Source organism: Pantoea conspicua, from assembly GCF_002095315.1.
GTDB classification, from domain to species: domain Bacteria; phylum Pseudomonadota; class Gammaproteobacteria; order Enterobacterales; family Enterobacteriaceae; genus Pantoea; species Pantoea conspicua.
This window is the reverse complement of sequence record NZ_MLFN01000022.1, coordinates 1-16,646: the sequence shown is the minus strand read 5'-3', so window position 1 is coordinate 16,646 and position 16,646 is coordinate 1. Positions and strand designations below refer to the sequence as shown.

14 protein-coding genes and 1 pseudogene are annotated in these 16,646 nt (G+C 58.6%); 8 read left to right on the top strand and 7 right to left on the bottom strand.

The window, feature by feature from the left end:
- The first annotated feature begins 342 nt into the window (after positions 1 to 342).
- Entirely contained in the window at positions 343 to 1,065 is a 723-nt protein-coding gene (gene exbB, locus HA41_RS09810; RefSeq protein ID WP_208612757.1) for a tol-pal system-associated acyl-CoA thioesterase, read from the top strand.
- A gap of 6 nt (positions 1,066 to 1,071) precedes the next feature.
- On the top strand, positions 1,072 to 1,494 hold the full coding sequence (gene exbD / locus HA41_RS09805; RefSeq protein WP_094120626.1) for a TonB system transport protein ExbD: 423 nt from the start codon (positions 1,072 to 1,074) through the stop codon (positions 1,492 to 1,494).
- A gap of 33 nt (positions 1,495 to 1,527) precedes the next feature.
- On the opposite strand, the gene HA41_RS20985 is transcribed toward exbD, so the two are convergent.
- Entirely contained in the window at positions 1,528 to 1,677 is a 150-nt protein-coding gene (locus tag HA41_RS20985) for a hypothetical protein (RefSeq protein ID WP_158086620.1), read from the bottom strand.
- 53 nt (positions 1,678 to 1,730) lie between these two features.
- Between HA41_RS20985 and tcuC the strand changes: the two genes are divergently transcribed.
- Complete coding sequence (tcuC, locus tag HA41_RS09800; RefSeq protein WP_094120625.1) at positions 1,731 to 3,053, top strand: MFS transporter; 1,323 nt, start codon at positions 1,731 to 1,733, stop codon at positions 3,051 to 3,053.
- Here tcuC and HA41_RS09795 read toward each other — a convergent pair.
- From HA41_RS09795 to HA41_RS09775, 5 genes and pseudogenes are all read right to left on the bottom strand, one after another.
- Positions 3,050 to 4,027: a Csu type fimbrial protein gene (locus tag HA41_RS09795; RefSeq protein WP_094120624.1), complete on the bottom strand. Its 978-nt coding sequence runs from the start codon at positions 4,025 to 4,027 to the stop codon at positions 3,050 to 3,052. The genes tcuC and HA41_RS09795 overlap by 4 nt on opposite strands.
- A pseudogene (locus HA41_RS09790) lies at positions 4,024 to 6,470 on the bottom strand (fimbria/pilus outer membrane usher protein). The gene HA41_RS09795 and the pseudogene HA41_RS09790 overlap by 4 nt, the downstream one beginning before the upstream one ends.
- Before the next feature lie 7 nt (positions 6,471 to 6,477).
- A complete protein-coding gene (locus HA41_RS09785; RefSeq protein WP_094120623.1) occupies positions 6,478 to 7,176 on the bottom strand; it encodes a fimbrial biogenesis chaperone in 699 nt (232 codons plus the stop codon).
- Positions 7,177 to 7,203: 27 nt separating this feature from the next.
- Entirely contained in the window at positions 7,204 to 7,725 is a 522-nt protein-coding gene (locus tag HA41_RS09780; protein ID WP_208612756.1) for a Csu type fimbrial protein, read from the bottom strand.
- 16 nt (positions 7,726 to 7,741) lie between these two features.
- Positions 7,742 to 8,311: a spore coat protein U domain-containing protein gene (locus HA41_RS09775; RefSeq protein WP_094120622.1), complete on the bottom strand. Its 570-nt coding sequence runs from the start codon at positions 8,309 to 8,311 to the stop codon at positions 7,742 to 7,744.
- 531 nt (positions 8,312 to 8,842) lie between these two features.
- Here HA41_RS09775 and HA41_RS09770 point away from each other — a divergent pair.
- From HA41_RS09770 to HA41_RS09760, 3 genes are all read left to right on the top strand, one after another.
- Positions 8,843 to 10,930 (top strand): putative bifunctional diguanylate cyclase/phosphodiesterase, encoded by a 2,088-nt coding sequence (locus HA41_RS09770; RefSeq protein ID WP_094120621.1) that lies wholly within the window; start codon positions 8,843 to 8,845, stop codon positions 10,928 to 10,930.
- Positions 10,931 to 11,096: 166 nt separating this feature from the next.
- Entirely contained in the window at positions 11,097 to 13,232 is a 2,136-nt protein-coding gene (locus HA41_RS09765; RefSeq protein ID WP_094120620.1) for a bifunctional diguanylate cyclase/phosphodiesterase, read from the top strand.
- Between the two features lie 90 nt (positions 13,233 to 13,322).
- On the top strand, positions 13,323 to 14,735 hold the full coding sequence (locus tag HA41_RS09760; protein ID WP_094120619.1) for an aminotransferase-like domain-containing protein: 1,413 nt from the start codon (positions 13,323 to 13,325) through the stop codon (positions 14,733 to 14,735).
- Here HA41_RS09760 and HA41_RS09755 read toward each other — a convergent pair.
- The gene (locus HA41_RS09755) at positions 14,714 to 15,196 is read right to left on the bottom strand and encodes a YlaC family protein (RefSeq protein ID WP_094120618.1); all 483 of its coding nucleotides are present in this window, start codon (positions 15,194 to 15,196) and stop codon (positions 14,714 to 14,716) included. The genes HA41_RS09760 and HA41_RS09755 overlap by 22 nt on opposite strands.
- A 304-nt stretch (positions 15,197 to 15,500) precedes the next feature.
- Here HA41_RS09755 and HA41_RS09750 point away from each other — a divergent pair, with 304 nt between their 5' ends.
- The gene (locus HA41_RS09750) at positions 15,501 to 16,103 is read left to right on the top strand and encodes a cupin domain-containing protein (protein ID WP_094120617.1); all 603 of its coding nucleotides are present in this window, start codon (positions 15,501 to 15,503) and stop codon (positions 16,101 to 16,103) included.
- A gap of 130 nt (positions 16,104 to 16,233) precedes the next feature.
- The coding region (locus HA41_RS09745) for an ABC transporter ATP-binding protein (protein ID WP_143807312.1) at positions 16,234 to 16,646 on the top strand (413 nt) is incomplete at its 3' end.

The window sequence follows — 16,646 nt, the reverse complement described above, 5'->3', positions numbered from 1 at the left end:
ATGTTGTCTCCAGCAAAGGAAGGGCGGCGCTCAGGAATCCGGCGTGTGTAGCAAAGGGCCGCGTGGAGCCAGCATAGTGAAAAGCGGCGACGGAAAAATGCGCAAATGTTAATTGAATGAATGCGATCACATTTTGAAACGTTGTTTTAATAAATTTTCACTCGACATCACATTTTCGAAACGAGTTGTTAAACGCTAATCAAACGGGCGGCCTGGCAGCTGGCGGGGTTTGTAAATACTAATGAGAACGACTATCAATTCGCTGTCATTTTGCTATTATTCGCGCTTGTCTCGCATCCCTGTAGATGAAGTTGGAGAAGCAGCGTGGTAGCCAGTGATTTGATGCAAACGGACCTCTCCGTTTGGGGCATGTATCAACATGCCGATATCGTGGTAAAGGTAGTGATGATTGGCCTGTTACTGGCCTCGGTCGTCACCTGGGCGATCTTTTTCGGCAAATATGCCGAACTGAGCGCCGCTAAACGTCGCCTGAAACGTGAGCAGCAGGCGCTGGGCGAAGCGCGTAACCTGAATGACGCCGCCCGTATTGCTCAGCAGTTTACCGGTCACAGCCATAGCGCCGTGCTACTGAACGACGCACAAAATGAACTTGAGCTGTCAGCCGGGGTAGAAGACACCAACGGCATTAAAGATCGTACCAGCTTCCGTCTTGAGCGCCGCGTTGCCGCTTTCAGCCGCCATGCGGGCCGCGGCAACGGCTTCCTGGCGACCATCGGTTCGGTCGCGCCGTTTATCGGGCTGTTCGGCACCGTGTGGGGCATCATGAACAGCTTCATCGGCATCGCCAAAACCCAGACCACCAATCTTGCGGTCGTGGCGCCAGGCATCGCGGAAGCGCTGCTGGCGACGGCGATTGGCCTGGTGGCCGCGATTCCGGCAGTGGTGATCTATAACATTTTTGCCCGGATGATCGCCAACTACAAAGCCTCGCTGGGTGATGTAGCGGCGCAGGTGCTGCTGTTACAGAGCCGTGATATTGATCTGGGAAACGTCGCCACTGACGTTCCGCGTCCTGCGACGACCCAGAAACTGCGCTTAGGGTAAGCTGTTATGGCCATGCGATTAAACGACGATCTGGAAACCGATGGTGAAATGCATGAGATCAACGTCACGCCGTTTATCGACGTGATGCTGGTTCTGCTGATTATCTTCATGGTGGCGGCACCGCTGGCGACTGTCGACGTGCGCGTGAATCTGCCTGCTTCTACCAGCGCGCCACAACCGCGACCGGAAAAACCGGTTTACCTGTCGATCAAGGCGGATAAGCAACTGTACGTCGGTAACGATCAGGTGACGCCGGAATCGCTGGTCAGCGTGCTGACCGGTCAGACCGGTGGCAACAAAGAGACCACGATTTTCTTCCAGGCAGACAAGTCGGTGGATTACGAAACGCTGATGAGCGTGATGGATCAACTGCGTAGCGCGGGCTATCTGAAAATTGGACTGATGGGTATGGAAACCGTGAAGAAATAGCGGTTTACCCGACAGAGAGAGAAGGCGGCTGATTCAGCCGCCTTTTTTTATGCTGACCGTCAGACCGGATGAAATCAGGCGAACCGGCGCTTCCAGCGGTTGGTTATGCTGGGGATGCTCAACTGTTAATTGGTTGTTACCTCTGCACACAGTTTTGTAAAGTGCAATGGTGAGATTGCTCACATTATTGCCGCCTCAGGCAGGCTAAAACGGCTAAAAAACTACAGGAAGCCGTTATGAGTCACATCCCGTCTTTACAAAAGCCGCCGAAAAGTGCTGCCCGCACTATCTTTAGCGTTACCAGCGGTAACTTTCTCGAAATGTACGACTTTATGGTGTTTGGTTACTACGCCACCGCCATCGCTAAAACCTTTTTCCCCGGCGATAACCCGTTCGCTTCCCTGATGCTGACCCTGATGACCTTTGGTGCCGGCTTCCTGATGCGCCCGCTGGGGGCGATTATTCTCGGGGCTTACATTGACCACCACGGCCGCCGCAAAGGTTTGCTGCTGACGCTTGGCCTGATGGCGATCGGCACCCTGACGATTGCGCTGGTCCCCGGCTATGCCACGCTGGGCGTGGCGGCTCCGATTCTGATCCTGCTCGGTCGTTTATTGCAGGGCTTCTCGGCAGGCGTTGAACTGGGTGGCGTCTCGGTCTATCTGGCGGAAGTCGCGCCCGAAGGACGCAAAGGGTTCTTTGTCAGCTGGCAGTCCGGCAGTCAGCAGGTTGCGGTGATCTTTGCCGCGCTGCTCGGCCTGGCGCTGAATCACCTGCTGGCGAAAGAGGCGGTTACCGAATGGGGCTGGCGTATTCCGTTTGTGGTCGGCTGCCTGATCGTACCGTTCCTGTTCTATATTCGCCGGATGCTGGAAGAGACTGAAGCGTTCAGCAAACGTAAACACCATCCGCGCATGACTGAGATTATGCGCTCGGTAGCCAGCAACTGGGCACTGGTACTGGCGGGGATGCTGATGGTGGTGACCACCACCGTGATGTTCTACATGATTACCGCGTTTACGCCGACCTTTGGCAAAACGGTGCTGATGATGAGTGATAAGCAGGCATTCCTGGTGACGCTGTGTGTGGGTGTCTCTAACCTGATCTGGCTGCCGCTGATGGGAGCGCTGTCGGACCGCATCGGCCGTCGTCCGCTACTGATCGTTTTTACCCTGCTGATGATTGTCACCACCTGGCCGGTGCTGCACTGGCTGGTAGGCTCGGCCAGCTTCGCTCATTTGCTGGAAGCGGAACTGTGGCTATCATTTCTCTATGCCAGCTATAACGGGGCGATGGTGGTTTATCTGGCGGAAATTATGCCAGCCGAGGTGCGCGCCGCCGGTTTCTCGATGGCCTACAGCCTGGCGACCGCGCTGTTTGGCGGCTTTACCCCAGCGATTTCCAGCTACCTGATCCACGTCACTGGCGACAAAGCGATGCCGGGCGTCTGGCTGACCTTCGCCGCCGTGTGTGGCTTGATCGGTACCTTACTGATTGGCCGGATGGTGAAGCAGTACCAGGCGCGTCACAGCGGCGCACCGGTCAGCGCTTCGCTCTAAAACGACAAATCCACCACCACGCTGTCGCTGTAGTTGCCGGCGGGCGGCGTGTTCTGGCTGGTGAGGACCCGCGCGGTGTAGTTAAAGCCGCGCGTCAATCCGTCTGCCGACACCGCCGATGAGGTGGTACTGCTCCAGCGTTCAGTGCCGCCCGGTCCCCAGCGGTTGCTGGTCGTCCCCTTATAAATCTCATAGCTCAGCCGGTTTGCCCCGCTCGCCATATTCCTGACGCTGCCAGTTGGATAACTGCCGTTGCTCAGGCCAACGGTATAGGTGCTGCCTTTGCTGCACAGCACGTTGATGGTCTGTGACACGCTGGAGAAGCTGCCGACCAGCGGCGCGCTGCCAAAGCCGATATTCGGCGCGGTAATGGTGGTGCAGTCATTGGTCAGGATCGCCGTGACGGTGATCGGGATCACACCGCTGCCGTTCTGCTCGCTGAGGCAAAGGTTGCCAATGGCGATGCTGGTACAGATACGGTAGGTCACCGCCAGGTTCAGCGTCACCTGATAACTGCCCGCAGCCACCACCTGACCCGGCACGGTACGCAGATAGACCGGGATCGCGAAGTTCAGGCTGCCCAGCAGGCCAGCCAGGTTGATCAGGGTTTGCGAGCCAAAGACGAATGGCGTACCGCCGATCGTCAGTTCATTGGCGCAGGCGCTGTCGGTACAGAGCCGCACCGGCACGTTGTCGCTGCCGGTATCGCCGCTGCGCTTCAGAATGCCGCGGGTGCCGTTACTGTTGGTGGCAACGGTCAGTTGAAAGGTGATCTGGTTATTGCCGAGCAGCGACAGCGCCGCCCCGGCCCCGCAGTTGACGTTGGCGTTGGTGGTGACCGAACTGACGGTACTGTTGGCAACAAAAGTGGTGACGGAGCCGAAACTGGCGGTGGAGGCGGGCAGGGCGCAGGCGGCGTAACCCAGTGCCGGCAACAAAAGCAGCAGAGCCGCGAACAGCAGACGATTTATCATGGTGGATTTCCGGTAGCAAAACATCAGCAGGATGGGCGGTGCTGCCCGCCGCCGCTGCCGGCAGCGCGCAGATCAATGGCCCATAGGTTTTCAGCGCCTGCGGCTGACCGCCGGCAATACGCAGTTCGGTGTCACAGTGGCGACCATCCGGCGTCACCACCTGTATCGGATTGCTGGCCCTCAGATCCTCCATCCAGACAATGCCATCCCAGCCGACATATTCGGTGGCGTGATCGGGGCGCTGCACCAGGCTGGAGACCGGCAACGGCTGGCCCTGCGCATCGTGCAGGATCACGCTGGCGGAGCGCAGTTTTTCCACCGGGAAGTTAAGCAGATAGCCGCTCTGGCGCTTCACGGCAAACCGCTGCTCCACCCGTGGTGTGGTCATATCCGCGGGCAGGTCGAGGGTGTCGATATCATATTTGGCCGGATAGTAGCTGCTGATCGACGGCACCAGCAGATAGCCCTGCTGATTGGTGCGGCCCATTGCCTGATTCTCGTACCGTACCGTGACGTCGGGATAGCGGGTTTTGACCAGCACAAAGGCGTCGTTAATCTCGTTGGCGATAAACAGGCTGTTATCCATCAGCACCAGCGCGCCGGAGAGGTCAGCCCATTGCGTGGTGTTGGCATCGTCGCCATAAAAGCCCGCCGAGGTATCAATCTGATTGTTGCGATAGCGCAGGCTGCCCTGACGATAATCGCCGCTGTCGCCGCTCTGATTGGCCCAGGAGGCGTCCCAGGCGATGCCGCCGTCGCTGGGCATGGCACGCGAGACATAGAGCCGCTGGCTGTCGCGTCCCAGCGGGTCGCGTTCGGTGCTGATGGCGGCGCTGCCCTGTTCGCCAAACGGGATCACCAGCGAAATAGCTCCGGTCCAGCTTTTCTCCTGCTGATCGCGGCTGGCTGAAACAGAGAGGCTGCTGTTGCCCCACAGATTTTTACTCCAGGAGAGGTTCCATAACCGGGTGCGATCGCCGCGGCCACCGGTGATATCGATGTACGCCGCGCCGACGCTGCCGAAGCGGTTGAGCGACACGCTGGCGCTGTACTGGGCGCTGCGGCGTGACAGGGCATAGCTGCTACCGGCGTCAGTGCCGGCGCGGCTGCCGACCAGCGCCAGATTACCAAAGTCGCGACTGCGCTGGGTTTGCTGGGTACCGAGGTTAAACCAGCGGTTGTTGTACTGATATCCCCAGCTGTACTGCGTGCCGGTTTCGCCATCGAGCTGGCTGTGCGCTACCGCGCCATTCACCACGCCCCAGCTTCCGACGCGCAGCAGTCCGCCGACGCCGCCCATCGCCAGGCTGTCGCTGCCTTCAGCGTGACTCTCCAGCGTCAGCCAGTCGGTCAGGCCGTAACGATAAGAGCCACTGGCCGCCGCCGCGCCATAATCGAAATTCTTTATCCCATAGTTCTCGCGGATCGCCCCGGCAGAAAAGACGTAATCGGACAAGCCGGACTTCAGCAGGCTGCTGGAGACGTAGAACGGCAGGGTGGTCGTCACGCGCCGTCCTACTGCATCGGTGGTGGTGATCACCGCGTCGCCGGCACCGTTAACAAACGGCACGTTGGTCAGCGACCAGGGCCCCGGCTGCACGTTCGCCTGGCTGGAGCGGTAGCCGTTGATAAACAGATCGACGGTGGAAGGCACGGCGGCCTGACCGGAAAAGGCGGGCAACGGATAGGTCACCAGATCGGGACGGACGCCAAAATCGCGGCCAATACGGATGCCGCCGAGCCGCACGCTATTACTCCAGGCCAGCGAATCGGTTACCAGATCGCCGACCCGCCAGCTGATTGCCGCATTCTCATTTTCATTACTCCATCCGCTGTCGTAGCGGATATAGCCATCATCCTGATAACTGGTGCTGCCTTCCAGCTGCTGCTGCCAGACGCCGTTGCTGAAGAACTGGCCTGCCGGTCCAAACAGCCGTAGCTCGTTCCAGGCGGAGAGACGGGTGCCGCTGGTATCGGTGCGGCTGGCGTAGAGATCGTAATTGATCAGCGCGCCACTGCTGGTACGTCCGGGGTAGCGCGGTCCGTTTTGCGCCTCGCCAATCACCTGACCCGGTAGCCAGCCGGGTGGCACGGTGAGCAGCAGACGTTGCCGCGCATCGTCATACTCCACTTTGACCTGCGGTATGACGCTGACGTCGACCTGCGGCTGCGATCCCAGTTTATCCTGCGGCAGACCGGCCCGCTGCAGGTCGCCACTGCGCAGCCAGAAGTGACCGTCACGCTGTTCAACCGCCACGATGTCACCGCGCGCCTGCTGGTTAACGATCAGCTCCAGCATATATTGCTGGCCGTTACCGGGGTTCTGCAGGCTGGGCGGTGGCGGCAGGGATGAGTAGGTTTCCGCCAGTGACAGGCCTGGCGTCAGACAGTAAAAGACGCTGGTTACCGCCAGCGCACAGGGATGAAGAGAAAAAAGTTTCATCGGGCGCTTACTGCTGGGCAGCGCTGCGCCACTGGCTCTTGTTCACTTCAGCCGCGAGTTCACCACTGACCGCCGCGTTCAGCGGCCAGCGATAGCGGCTGTTAGCCAGCACATAGCCATATAACCCTTCGCCCAGCTTGCGGCCACCGACGCTGACGTGACTGAGGCGGGCATGGCCGTTGCCGCGGTTGGTCAGCTGTAGCCAGCGCTTACCGCCTTCGCTGACCTGCTGCCAGCTGAGATCCGGACGGACGCTGTCGGCGCTGAGGCCCTCGCCATAGACAAACAGTGGCACCGAATAGCGCATCTGAAAAGTCAGTCCGGCCTGGTTTTCGCCCGGCTGGCGCGGCGTCGGGATCTCATCCAGCACCACCCGATAGGCCAGCTCCTGACCGGCAGCGGGTGGGGTCTGCTTGATCAGCCGGACCAACTGCTTCTGGCCGGGCTCCATCCGCACCATCGGCGGGCTGGCGACCACCTGTTGCTGCGTCTGGTACTGCTCCTGGTCATTGACCTGCTGCCAGCCGAATACCCGGATCTGCATCATGGTGGTGCTGTTGCCGCGGTTCTCCAGCCACAGTTCGCTGGCTTTCTCCGCAGGATTGATCGCCGGATCGATCGGCCAGATCATCACCGAGTTAGCGGCAAAAGCCGGCGACAGTAAGGTGGTGCCGATCAGAATCAGCAGGGCGCGCAGTAACTTCATCGTCGTTTCCTTGTTATTGATATCGCCTCACCAGCTCAGGGTGACGGTCAGGGTGTCGGTATAGACGCCGGCGCGCGCGGTTCCCGGCAGTGTCAGCTGGCCATAAATCGGCAGCGTGATGTTATTGGCATTACTGTAGCTCAGTGGCACCGCCTGGTTTACCGGGATCACCGTGGTGCGGCTGGCGTTGCTGTAAAGCGTGTAGGGAACGGTATTGCTGAAGTTCGGCAGTTTCAGGTTGCGCGTCGTGGTGTAGTTGTTGCCCTGATTAATGCTCATGTTCAGCGTGGTGCCCGGCGTACAGGCAAGATTGAGGGTGGTGCTTTGCACATAGCTGGCGCTGACGACACCGGTCGCCACGCCAGACTGAGAGCCAAAATTGAGCGTGCCAAAAACGCCGGTATTGGTACCGGATATCACGCAGCCTGCCACAATCGAAGCGGTCACCTGGAAAGTGCTGGTCGGCAGACTCCAGGCGCTAATACTCCATATCAGCAGAAACAGACCGCGTGCAATCGTCAGACAGGACCGCGAGACAGCCACCCACATTCACCGGCGAATGCAGTTAATAGTTCACGGCGACGTTAATGGTGTCGGTATAAGTTCCGGCAGGGATCAGCGGGTTAAAGCCCCCGCCTGTCACCTGGCCATAGATGGCATAGTTAGTGCCTAAAGTGGGATCGGTAGTACCACTGGCCGCGATTGGCGTGTTATTGGCAATCGCCGTGGTGAAGGAGGCGTCGCTATACAGGGTGTAGGCGATACCCTGAGCATTATCTGAGCCCAGAACCAGATAGCGCGGCGACGAGGACGCCGTGCCATAGACGGTGGCGGGCGCGGTATTACTGCTGGTGACCACCACATTGTAATCCTGGCCGGTGGTGCAACGGACAAAAATACCGTTGCCTGCCGCACCGACCAGCGTGGCGTTCAGGGTATCGAAGGTTGCCGCACTGCTGCCGAAGTTCAGGGTACCGAAATTAACCCCTGCGGTGGCCGACTGACCGTTGACCAGACAACCGGTGGTCAGCGTCAGCGTCGCGTTGATGGTGCCCGAGGTGGTTGCCGCCAGCGTTAATGTCGGAAGTGTGGTGGTGAAGCCAGCAGCAGCCAAAAGAAAAAGCTTGAGTTTCATAATCATTCCTTACCGATTATCCAGAGTCAGTGCTTTTTCACCCGGTGTTAATTTAATGGATCAATCCAAAAACAGAGAAAATAAACATAATCAATTAAGTAATGCCAGCGTCCTGATAACTATCCTGGACTTAAGCTAAATGATTTATATCAGTTTTATTTACTATAGAACAGTTAAAGCGTCCCGCGACTTGCGCCTCGCTATTTTTCATTAATCAAATGGGGTGAATGGCCGATAACCCAGTAACGGCAAGGCATTACAGGAAGGTTTTAAAACGAAAATCATTATTTTCGTCCCCTCTATCGCCCTTTCTGCTTCGGTGATATGTTCTTGCATCAATCAGACAAAATAACGATTTACTGCTCAGTGCGGTGGCCAGCGAGTACGAGCTATCCCCGACAGAGCGCGTTGCCAGGACGTCATGACAACATTAAACCTGGCGCTAAATAACTTTCACCCGACGGGTGTTTTCAGAATATTTTTCAGGCTTTACACAGCGCCCGTTCAGCCGCGGGTGGTGAGGAGTTGCATATGCTACAGGTCTCCTGGGATGGCGTACTGGTCTGCGTTTCGCTGATCGTCGCGTTTATTGCTTCGTTTACCGCGCTGGACACGGCGGGGCGGGTCACCGTTTCCCAGGGCTGGATAGCCCGTCTCTGGCTGCTGGTGAGCGGCACCGCAATGGGGATTGGCGTCTGGGCGATGCATTTCATCGGGATGCTGGCGATGATGCTGCCAATGACCCTGCGTTACGATCTCCGGCTGACCATCATTTCGCTGCTGGTGGCGATTCTGGCATCAATGCTGGCGTTTAGTCAGACGGTGGGCGGCCTGCATCTTACCCGGCGTCGTCTGCTGCGCGGCAGCCTGATCCTCGGCGCGGGTGTCGTGGTGATGCACTATCTCGGTATGCATGCGTTACTGATCTCACCGCAGCCGCACTGGAACCGGCCGCTGGTGGCGCTATCGATGCTGATCGCCTTTGCTGCATCCGGTGTGGCGTTGTGGCTGGCGTTTCATCTGCGCCAGGGGGAGTATAATCTGCTGATCATGCGCGGGCTGGCGTCGCTGGTGATGGGGGTTGCCATCGCCGGGATGCACTATGTCGGCATGGCCGCGGCGCAGTTCAGCCACCTCAGCGCGATGCAGCAACAGGGCGTCGGCAACCCGGGGCTGGCAGTGTGGGTCACCCTGATTACGCTCACTATTCTTGGCGTCACCCTGCTGAGCTCGATGCTGGATGCCCAGCTACGTGCCGCGCGGCTGACCGCCAGGCTGAACCGGGCTAACCAGGAGCTGCGCCAGCTGGCGATGCATGACAACCTCACGGCGCTGCCCAACCGGGTGATGCTGGAGCAGCAGCTGGACCTGGCGATCAAACAGGCGATGCTTAAAGAGAACTGCTTCGCGGTGATGTACATGGATCTCGATGGCTTCAAGGCGGTCAATGATACCTGGGGACATCACGTCGGTGACCGGTTGCTGATTGCGGTAGCGGAACGGCTGCGCAGTCAGCTCAGCGACGCGATGCTGCTGGTGCGCCTGGGCGGCGATGAATTTGTGCTGATGGCGGAAGGCTATGATGCCAGCAGCGCCAGTCAGCTGGCGCAAAAGCTGGTACAGGTGATCGACGTTGCCTTTGAGCTGGATCGCTACTCGCTGCACGTGTCGCTCAGCGCTGGCATCGCTATCTTTCCGCTGCACGGCCGTAACAAACAGGAACTGCTGTTTAATGCCGATTCGGCGATGTACCACACCAAGCATAACGGCCGCAACGGCTGGTGCCTGTTCGAGCCGGCAATGAACGCCGCAACACAGCATCAGCTTGAGCTGGCGAACGATCTGTGGAAAGCGATAGAACGCCAGGAGATGCGGCTGTTCTATCAGCCAAAATTCCGCACCAGCGGCACGATGCTGATTGGCTTTGAAGCGCTGCTGCGCTGGCAGCATCCGGTACGGGGCTTACTGATGCCGGATCTGTTTCTGCCGCGCGCGGAAAAAACCGGTCAGATTGTGGCGCTGGGAAACTGGGTGATTAATGAAGCCTGTCGCCAGCTGAAGATCTGGCATAATCAGGGGCACAGCGACTGGACGGTGTCGGTTAACCTCTCGGCGTTGCAGTTTCATCAGCGCGATCTGCTGGCGACCCTCACGCAGGCGCTGACGCGCCATCAGGTTGCCAGCGGTAAGCTGATGCTGGAGATCACAGAAGCCATTGCCATGCGCGATCCCATCTTCAGCCAGCAGCGTATCCGTGAATTACACCAGGCCGGCGTCAGGGTGGCGATCGATAACTTTGGCATCGGCTACGCTAACCTGCTGCATCTGAAACATCTGGACGCCAGCGAGCTGAAAATCGATCGCAGCTTTATCAACTGTCTGCGACCCGACAGCGAAGATGCGACCGTGGTGACCGCGATGCTGACGCTGGCTCAGAGTCTGAATCTGCGGATGGTGGCAGAAGGCGTCGAGACGGAAGAGCAGCAACAATTACTGACCGGGCTGGGCTTTGACGCATTGCAGGGTTATCTGCTGGGCAAACCGACGCCCGCTGAGCGGGTCGGCGAGTTCAGCGTGGCCGCGCCGCTGCAGCCCTGTATCGTCGCGCAGATACCCTGACAGACCGGTCTCTGACGATAGGTTGTAACCTTTGAATCAATCGGAAACAGATATCGTGACGGGTTAATTATCCCGCAGATATTGCCGATAACCTGTACAACAAGACCATCCCTGATCCCTACTCAACCCACCCAGCTGCTGGCACGGCTTTTCTCGGGAACGCACTATGTTAGTGACCTCATACGACTCTTTTATCGTCATCGTTTCGATTCTTGTTGCGATGCTGGCTTCGTTTACCGCCTTAGACATGGCGGGACGGGTGGTGCATTCGACCGGCAAAGTGGCGCTGGTGTGGCTGTTCGGCGGCGGTTTCGCGATGGGGATCGGCATCTGGGCGATGCATTTCATCGGGATGCTGTCGATGAACATGGAGATGGTGATGAGCTACAACGCCGGGCTCACCGCCTTTTCGGCTGGCATCGCGGTCTGCGCCTCTATCTTTGCGCTGTGGCTGGTGTGCAACGGTGATTTGCCGTTACCGCGTCTGGCGGGCGGTGCGCTGATCCTCGGCAGCGGCGTAGTGGCGATGCACTACACCGGTATGGCGGCACTGATGTTTTCGCCCGGTATCGTCTGGAACGGGTACTGGATCGCCGTTTCGGTGGTTATCGCGCTGGCGGCGTCCGGCGCGGCACTGTGGCTGGCCTTTAACCTGCGTGAAGGGCAGACCGGCCGGGTCACGCTGTTACGTATCGGCGCCTCGGTGGTGATGGGCGCGGCTATCGCCGGTATGCACTATACCGGCATGATGGCAGCAGAGTTTCCGCTGCACAGCCATCCGACGCAGCAGGGCGTTAACAGTAACTGGCTGGCGATTCTGGTGACGGTGGTTACCCTCTCGATCCTCGGCATTACGCTGCTGGTGTCGATGCTGGATGCCCGTATGCAGGCGCGCACTTCGATTCTTGCCAGCTCGCTGGCCGAGGCGAACCGTGAGCTGGCACAACTGGCGCTGCACGATAACCTGACACGCTTGCCGAACCGCATCCTGCTGGAGGACCGGCTGGAGCAGGCGATCAACAAGGCGAACCGGGAGCAGACGCAGTTTGCCCTGATGTTTATGGATCTCGATGGCTTTAAGGCGGTGAATGACGCTTTTGGTCACCATATTGGCGACAATCTGCTGATTGGCGTGACGGAACGCATGAGCCAGCAGATGGAGGGCTATTACACCCTGGCGCGGCTGGGGGGTGATGAGTTTGTGTTGCTGATTGAGATTGACGATCCCAACGATGCGGCCGCGGTCGCCGATAAGCTGGTGAAAGCAGTCGATCGTCCGTTTGATATTTCGCGTTATGAACTGGTGGTGTCACTCAGTATCGGCATTGCGGTCTATCCGGGCGATGGGGTGGATGAGCGGGAACTGATGTTTAACGCTGATGCGGCGATGTATCACACCAAAAACAACGGACGCAACGGCTACACCTTCTTCCAGCCTTCAATGAATATCCTGGCGCAGAGCCAGCTCCAGCTTAATAACGATCTCTGGCAGGCGCTGGATAACAACGAGCTGCGCCTGTTCTATCAACCCAAATATTGTGCGCCACGCGGGCCGATCCTGGGGTTTGAGGCGCTGCTGCGCTGGCAGCATCCGCAGCGTGGTTTACTGACGCCGGACCAGTTTTTACCGATGGCGGAAAAAACCGGGATGATCGTCAGTATCGGAAACTGGGTGATCCTCGAAGCCTGTCGTCAGCTGCGGCAATGGCATCTGCAGGGCCATCCACACTGGTCGGTGGCGGTCAATCTCTCGGCATTACAGTTTGAACAGAGTAACCTGGTGGAAACCGTCACCGAGGCGCTGGCACGCCATGAGATCCCACCCGAGCTGCTGACGCTGGAGGTGACGGAAACCACCGCGATGCGCGATCCCGATGAGAGCGTCCGTATCCTGACCGAACTGACCACGCTCGGGGTCAAAGCCTCGATTGATGACTTTGGCACCGGCTATTCCAGCCTGCTCTATCTGAAACGCCTGCCGGCCAGCGAACTGAAGATTGATCGGGCGTTCGTCAATGAACTGCAGCATCAGAGCGAAGATGCCACGATTGTTTCAGCGATTGTGGCGCTGGCGCAGTCGCTACAATTGAAAGTGGTGGCAGAGGGCGTGGAAACAGCCGAGCAGCAGGCCTTTCTTACCAGCCTCGGCTGTAACACCCTGCAGGGCTATCTGCTGGGTAAACCGATCCCGCCTGACCGGGTCAATGAGCTGGCTAATTTTGTCGGCGATGAAAAAGTGGAGATGGGCGCGGCATTAACGCCCGACCAACCGCCGTTAGCGACAGAGATTGCGCCCGCCTGACGCCGTGCGGGCAAGATAAGTGGCAAGCCCGGCCTGTCATTAGCCGTCGTGCATGGTAAAGTCTCGCGGGTAGAAAAGGAGAGGCGACCCGTGGCGAAATACCAGCGATTGATGGATGAGATTCAGCAGCAGATAGAGGCCGGCATCTGGCTACCGGGCACCCGTTTACCCTCGCTGCGCCAGCAGGTTGCGCAGCAGGGACTCAGCCTGATGACCGTACTGCACGCCTATGAGTTGCTGGAGAGTCAGGGCTGGATCGTCTCAAGGCCACAGTCGGGTTACTACGTCGCGCCGCGCGCGCTGGCCTCCGCGCCGCTCAGCGTAACGATTAGCGAGCAGGTCGATATCAACGACTTTGTGTTTGATGTGCTGCAGGCGACCCGCGATCCCGCCATTGTCCCCTTTGGTTCCGCTTTTCCCGATCCCGCGCTGTTTCCGCAACGCCAGCTGATGCGCTCGCTGGCAAACGTCTCCCACCAGCTGACCCCCACCGATGCGTTACACAATCTGCCGCCCGGCAACGCCACCCTGCGACAACTGCTGGCGCAGCGCTATGCGCGTCAGGGCATTACCCTGTCGCCGGATGAAATCGTCATTACCAGCGGGGCGCTGGAAGCGCTTAATCTCAGCCTGCAGTCGTTAACCGAGCCGGGCGATTATGTGGTGATTGAGCAGCCGAGCTTTTATGGCGCGTTACAGGCAATTGAGCGGCTGAAGCTCAAGGCGCTGGCGATTCCGGTCGATGCGCAGAACGGCATCGATCTGGTGCAGCTGGAAGAGGCACTGCAGCGCTGGCCGGTTAAAGCGTGCTGGCTGATGACAACGTTACACAACCCGCTGGGCGTCACCTTATCCGCCGAGCGTAAGCAGCAGCTGGTAGCGCTGCTGGCGCGTTATCAGGTGCCGATGATTGAAGATGACGTCTACGCTGAACTCTGGTCAGGCGACACGCCGCCGCTGCCCGCCAAAGCCTGGGATCGTCAGGGGAATGTGTTGCACTGCGGCTCGTTTTCGAAGTCGCTGGTCGCGGGATTCCGCGTTGGCTGGGTGGCGGCCGGCCAGCATGCGCAGCGCATTCAGCGTCTGCAGCTGATGAGCACCTTATCGACCAGTGCGCCGATGCAGCTGGCGCTGGCCGATTTCCTCGCCACGCGACGTTACGATACCCACTTAAAACGGCTGCGGCAGATTCTGGCGAAACGCCAGCAGATGGTGCGGCAGGCGTTGCTGAAAGTATTGCCGGCGCAGGCGACGCTGAGCGAAGCGCGTGGCGGCTATTTCCTCTGGGTGACGCTGCCGGACAGCATCAATACTACGCAGTTGTATCAGCAGGCGCTGGCACAGGGGATCAGTATTGCACCAGGGCAGTTATTTTCGGCGGGGGAGCAGTTCAGTCACTGCTTTCGACTCAACACCGCCTGGCCGTGGGATACGCGGGCCGAGGCGGCGATTGAGACGCTGGGTAAGCTGATGGCGCAGGGTCAGACGCGCGCCGCTTCCTGATGGCCCCAGGTCAGGTAGTAGACATCATAAAAATCGACTTCGCCTTTTTGCGTCAGCAGGCGCTGAATGCCGCTTTTAACCCGCTCTGGCGTCTCCGGCAGCGACAGGATACGTGACACCGCCTGCTCGGGTACCGGCTGGACGTAATACCATTCGCCGTTGTAGCAGACGCGCAGATCGAGCGCATCGATATCTTCAAAACGGTATTTAGGATTGATATCCAGCAGCATCAAAAAGCTCATCACCAGCACAAACGCGGTGGCAAACCAGAAGGCGGGCCAGCCGAGCATCTCCGTAGTGAAAATCAGCGCAACACACAGGCCGTAGCACAGATACATCACCGCCCACAGGCCGGGATGGTTTTTCAGAAATGAGAGGCTGAAGCGCGGCCGATTGTCGCGACGTTCTTCGCGGTTAAGCGTAGCGATCTCATCGATCAGGATTTGTTTAATAGCGTCCATTTTTTTACCTCACTGTCATCTGTTAACGATTAGAACAGATAACAGTCAAGAATATCAGAAACAGATTTGTGCACTTTTTATATAACAGTTGCCGGCGCGATCGCGCTCACCGCCTGACATTTTACAACACTTTCGCTCAGTGATAACCACTATCATCAACCGCTGCAGGATCGGGTCGCGATATTGTTAACGACGCATTTGGCTTTAGTTAGCAATATCAGTTAATTATGTTAATTTTGTCGGCTGGCGCACATTGCATTGTGGCCCGGCTTTGCCACACTGATAAAAAAACCGGAGAACCTGTATGACTGTTCAATCCTCCAGTCTGATGTTGCTGATGTCGTTCGCCGCGGGCACCTTCTCTGCCGGAGCCTCTGACAACCCCCAGCACCTGATGCTCGCCAGCCCGTCGGGCGGTGTGCCAAACAACCCGTTACCCCTGATTATCTGGCCACGTGTGGTGCCGGATGAAGAAGAGGATATTGCGGCCTGGTTTGAAAAAACCTTTGGGCAACACGGCTGGCCGCCCGCCTGGCGCTACCCGATTTTCCCCTACACCCATTATCACCCGAATACGCACGAATTGCTGGGCGTGGCGGCAGGCTGGGCAGAAGTGCTGTTTGGCGGCGACAGCGGCCGGATGGTGACGCTGCGTGCCGGTGATGCGGTCCTGATCCCGGCGGGCGTCGGCCACCGGCAGGTCAGCGCCAGCGAAGATTTTCTGGTCGTCGGCGCTTATCCGCAGGGCATGTCACCGGAAACGCTGCGCGATGAGCCCGCTAAGCTGAAAACGTCGCAGGCGCAGATCAAAAAGGTTCCGCTGCCGCATCAGGACCCGTTTACCGGCAAAGCGGGCGCAATGACCGATATCTGGCAGCCGATTGCCGCGCTGACCTCTCAGCAGTAAACCCGAACGCGTTCGCCCGGCTTGTCGCGGCCTGACGGTATTGCGCGACGATTGAGCCCGGCTGTCACCGGGCTGTCATCAAACTGTCGTAGCGTTTTGCCCAGAACGTAAACGGCAGGGGCAGAATGAGATGGCGGCAATTTCGTTAACCGGGCTGCACAAAGCCTTCGGGGCGCAGCCGGTACTGGACGCGATTTCGTTACAGATTAAGCAGGGCGAATTTGTCGCCGTTCTCGGGCCATCGGGCTGTGGCAAAACCACCTTGCTGCGCCTGCTGGCCGGTTTTGAAACCCTCGACAGCGGTGAAATCCGTATTGGCGATCGGCAGGTCGCCGCAGACGGGCTGCATCTGCCACCGGAAGCGCGCAATCTCGGCGTGGTATTTCAGTTGTGGCCGCATATGACGGTGGCGGAAAACGTCGCCTACAGCCTGAAGGTCAACGGTGTGGCACGAGCAGAACGTCTGCTGCGCACCACCCAGGCCCTGACGCTGGTCGGGCTGGATCGCTTCGCCGACCGCCGGCCAGCCGATCTCTCTGGCGG

Bases quoted from the DNA above. Each gene is read 5' to 3' on its own strand.
- exbB (WP_208612757.1), top strand. From the start codon at position 343: ATGCAAACGGACCTCTCCGTTTGGGGCATGTATCAACATGCCGATATC.
- exbD (WP_094120626.1), top strand. From the start codon at position 1,072: ATGGCCATGCGATTAAACGACGATCTGGAAACCGATGGTGAAATGCAT.
- tcuC (WP_094120625.1), top strand. From the start codon at position 1,731: ATGAGTCACATCCCGTCTTTACAAAAGCCGCCGAAAAGTGCTGCCCGC.
- HA41_RS09795 (WP_094120624.1), bottom strand. From the start codon at position 4,027: ATGATAAATCGTCTGCTGTTCGCGGCTCTGCTGCTTTTGTTGCCGGCA.
- HA41_RS09785 (WP_094120623.1), bottom strand. From the start codon at position 7,176: ATGAAGTTACTGCGCGCCCTGCTGATTCTGATCGGCACCACCTTACTG.
- HA41_RS09780 (WP_208612756.1), bottom strand. From the start codon at position 7,725: ATGTGGGTGGCTGTCTCGCGGTCCTGTCTGACGATTGCACGCGGTCTG.
- HA41_RS09775 (WP_094120622.1), bottom strand. From the start codon at position 8,311: ATGAAACTCAAGCTTTTTCTTTTGGCTGCTGCTGGCTTCACCACCACA.
- HA41_RS09770 (WP_094120621.1), top strand. From the start codon at position 8,843: ATGCTACAGGTCTCCTGGGATGGCGTACTGGTCTGCGTTTCGCTGATC.
- HA41_RS09765 (WP_094120620.1), top strand. From the start codon at position 11,097: ATGTTAGTGACCTCATACGACTCTTTTATCGTCATCGTTTCGATTCTT.
- HA41_RS09755 (WP_094120618.1), bottom strand. From the start codon at position 15,196: ATGGACGCTATTAAACAAATCCTGATCGATGAGATCGCTACGCTTAAC.
- HA41_RS09750 (WP_094120617.1), top strand. From the start codon at position 15,501: ATGACTGTTCAATCCTCCAGTCTGATGTTGCTGATGTCGTTCGCCGCG.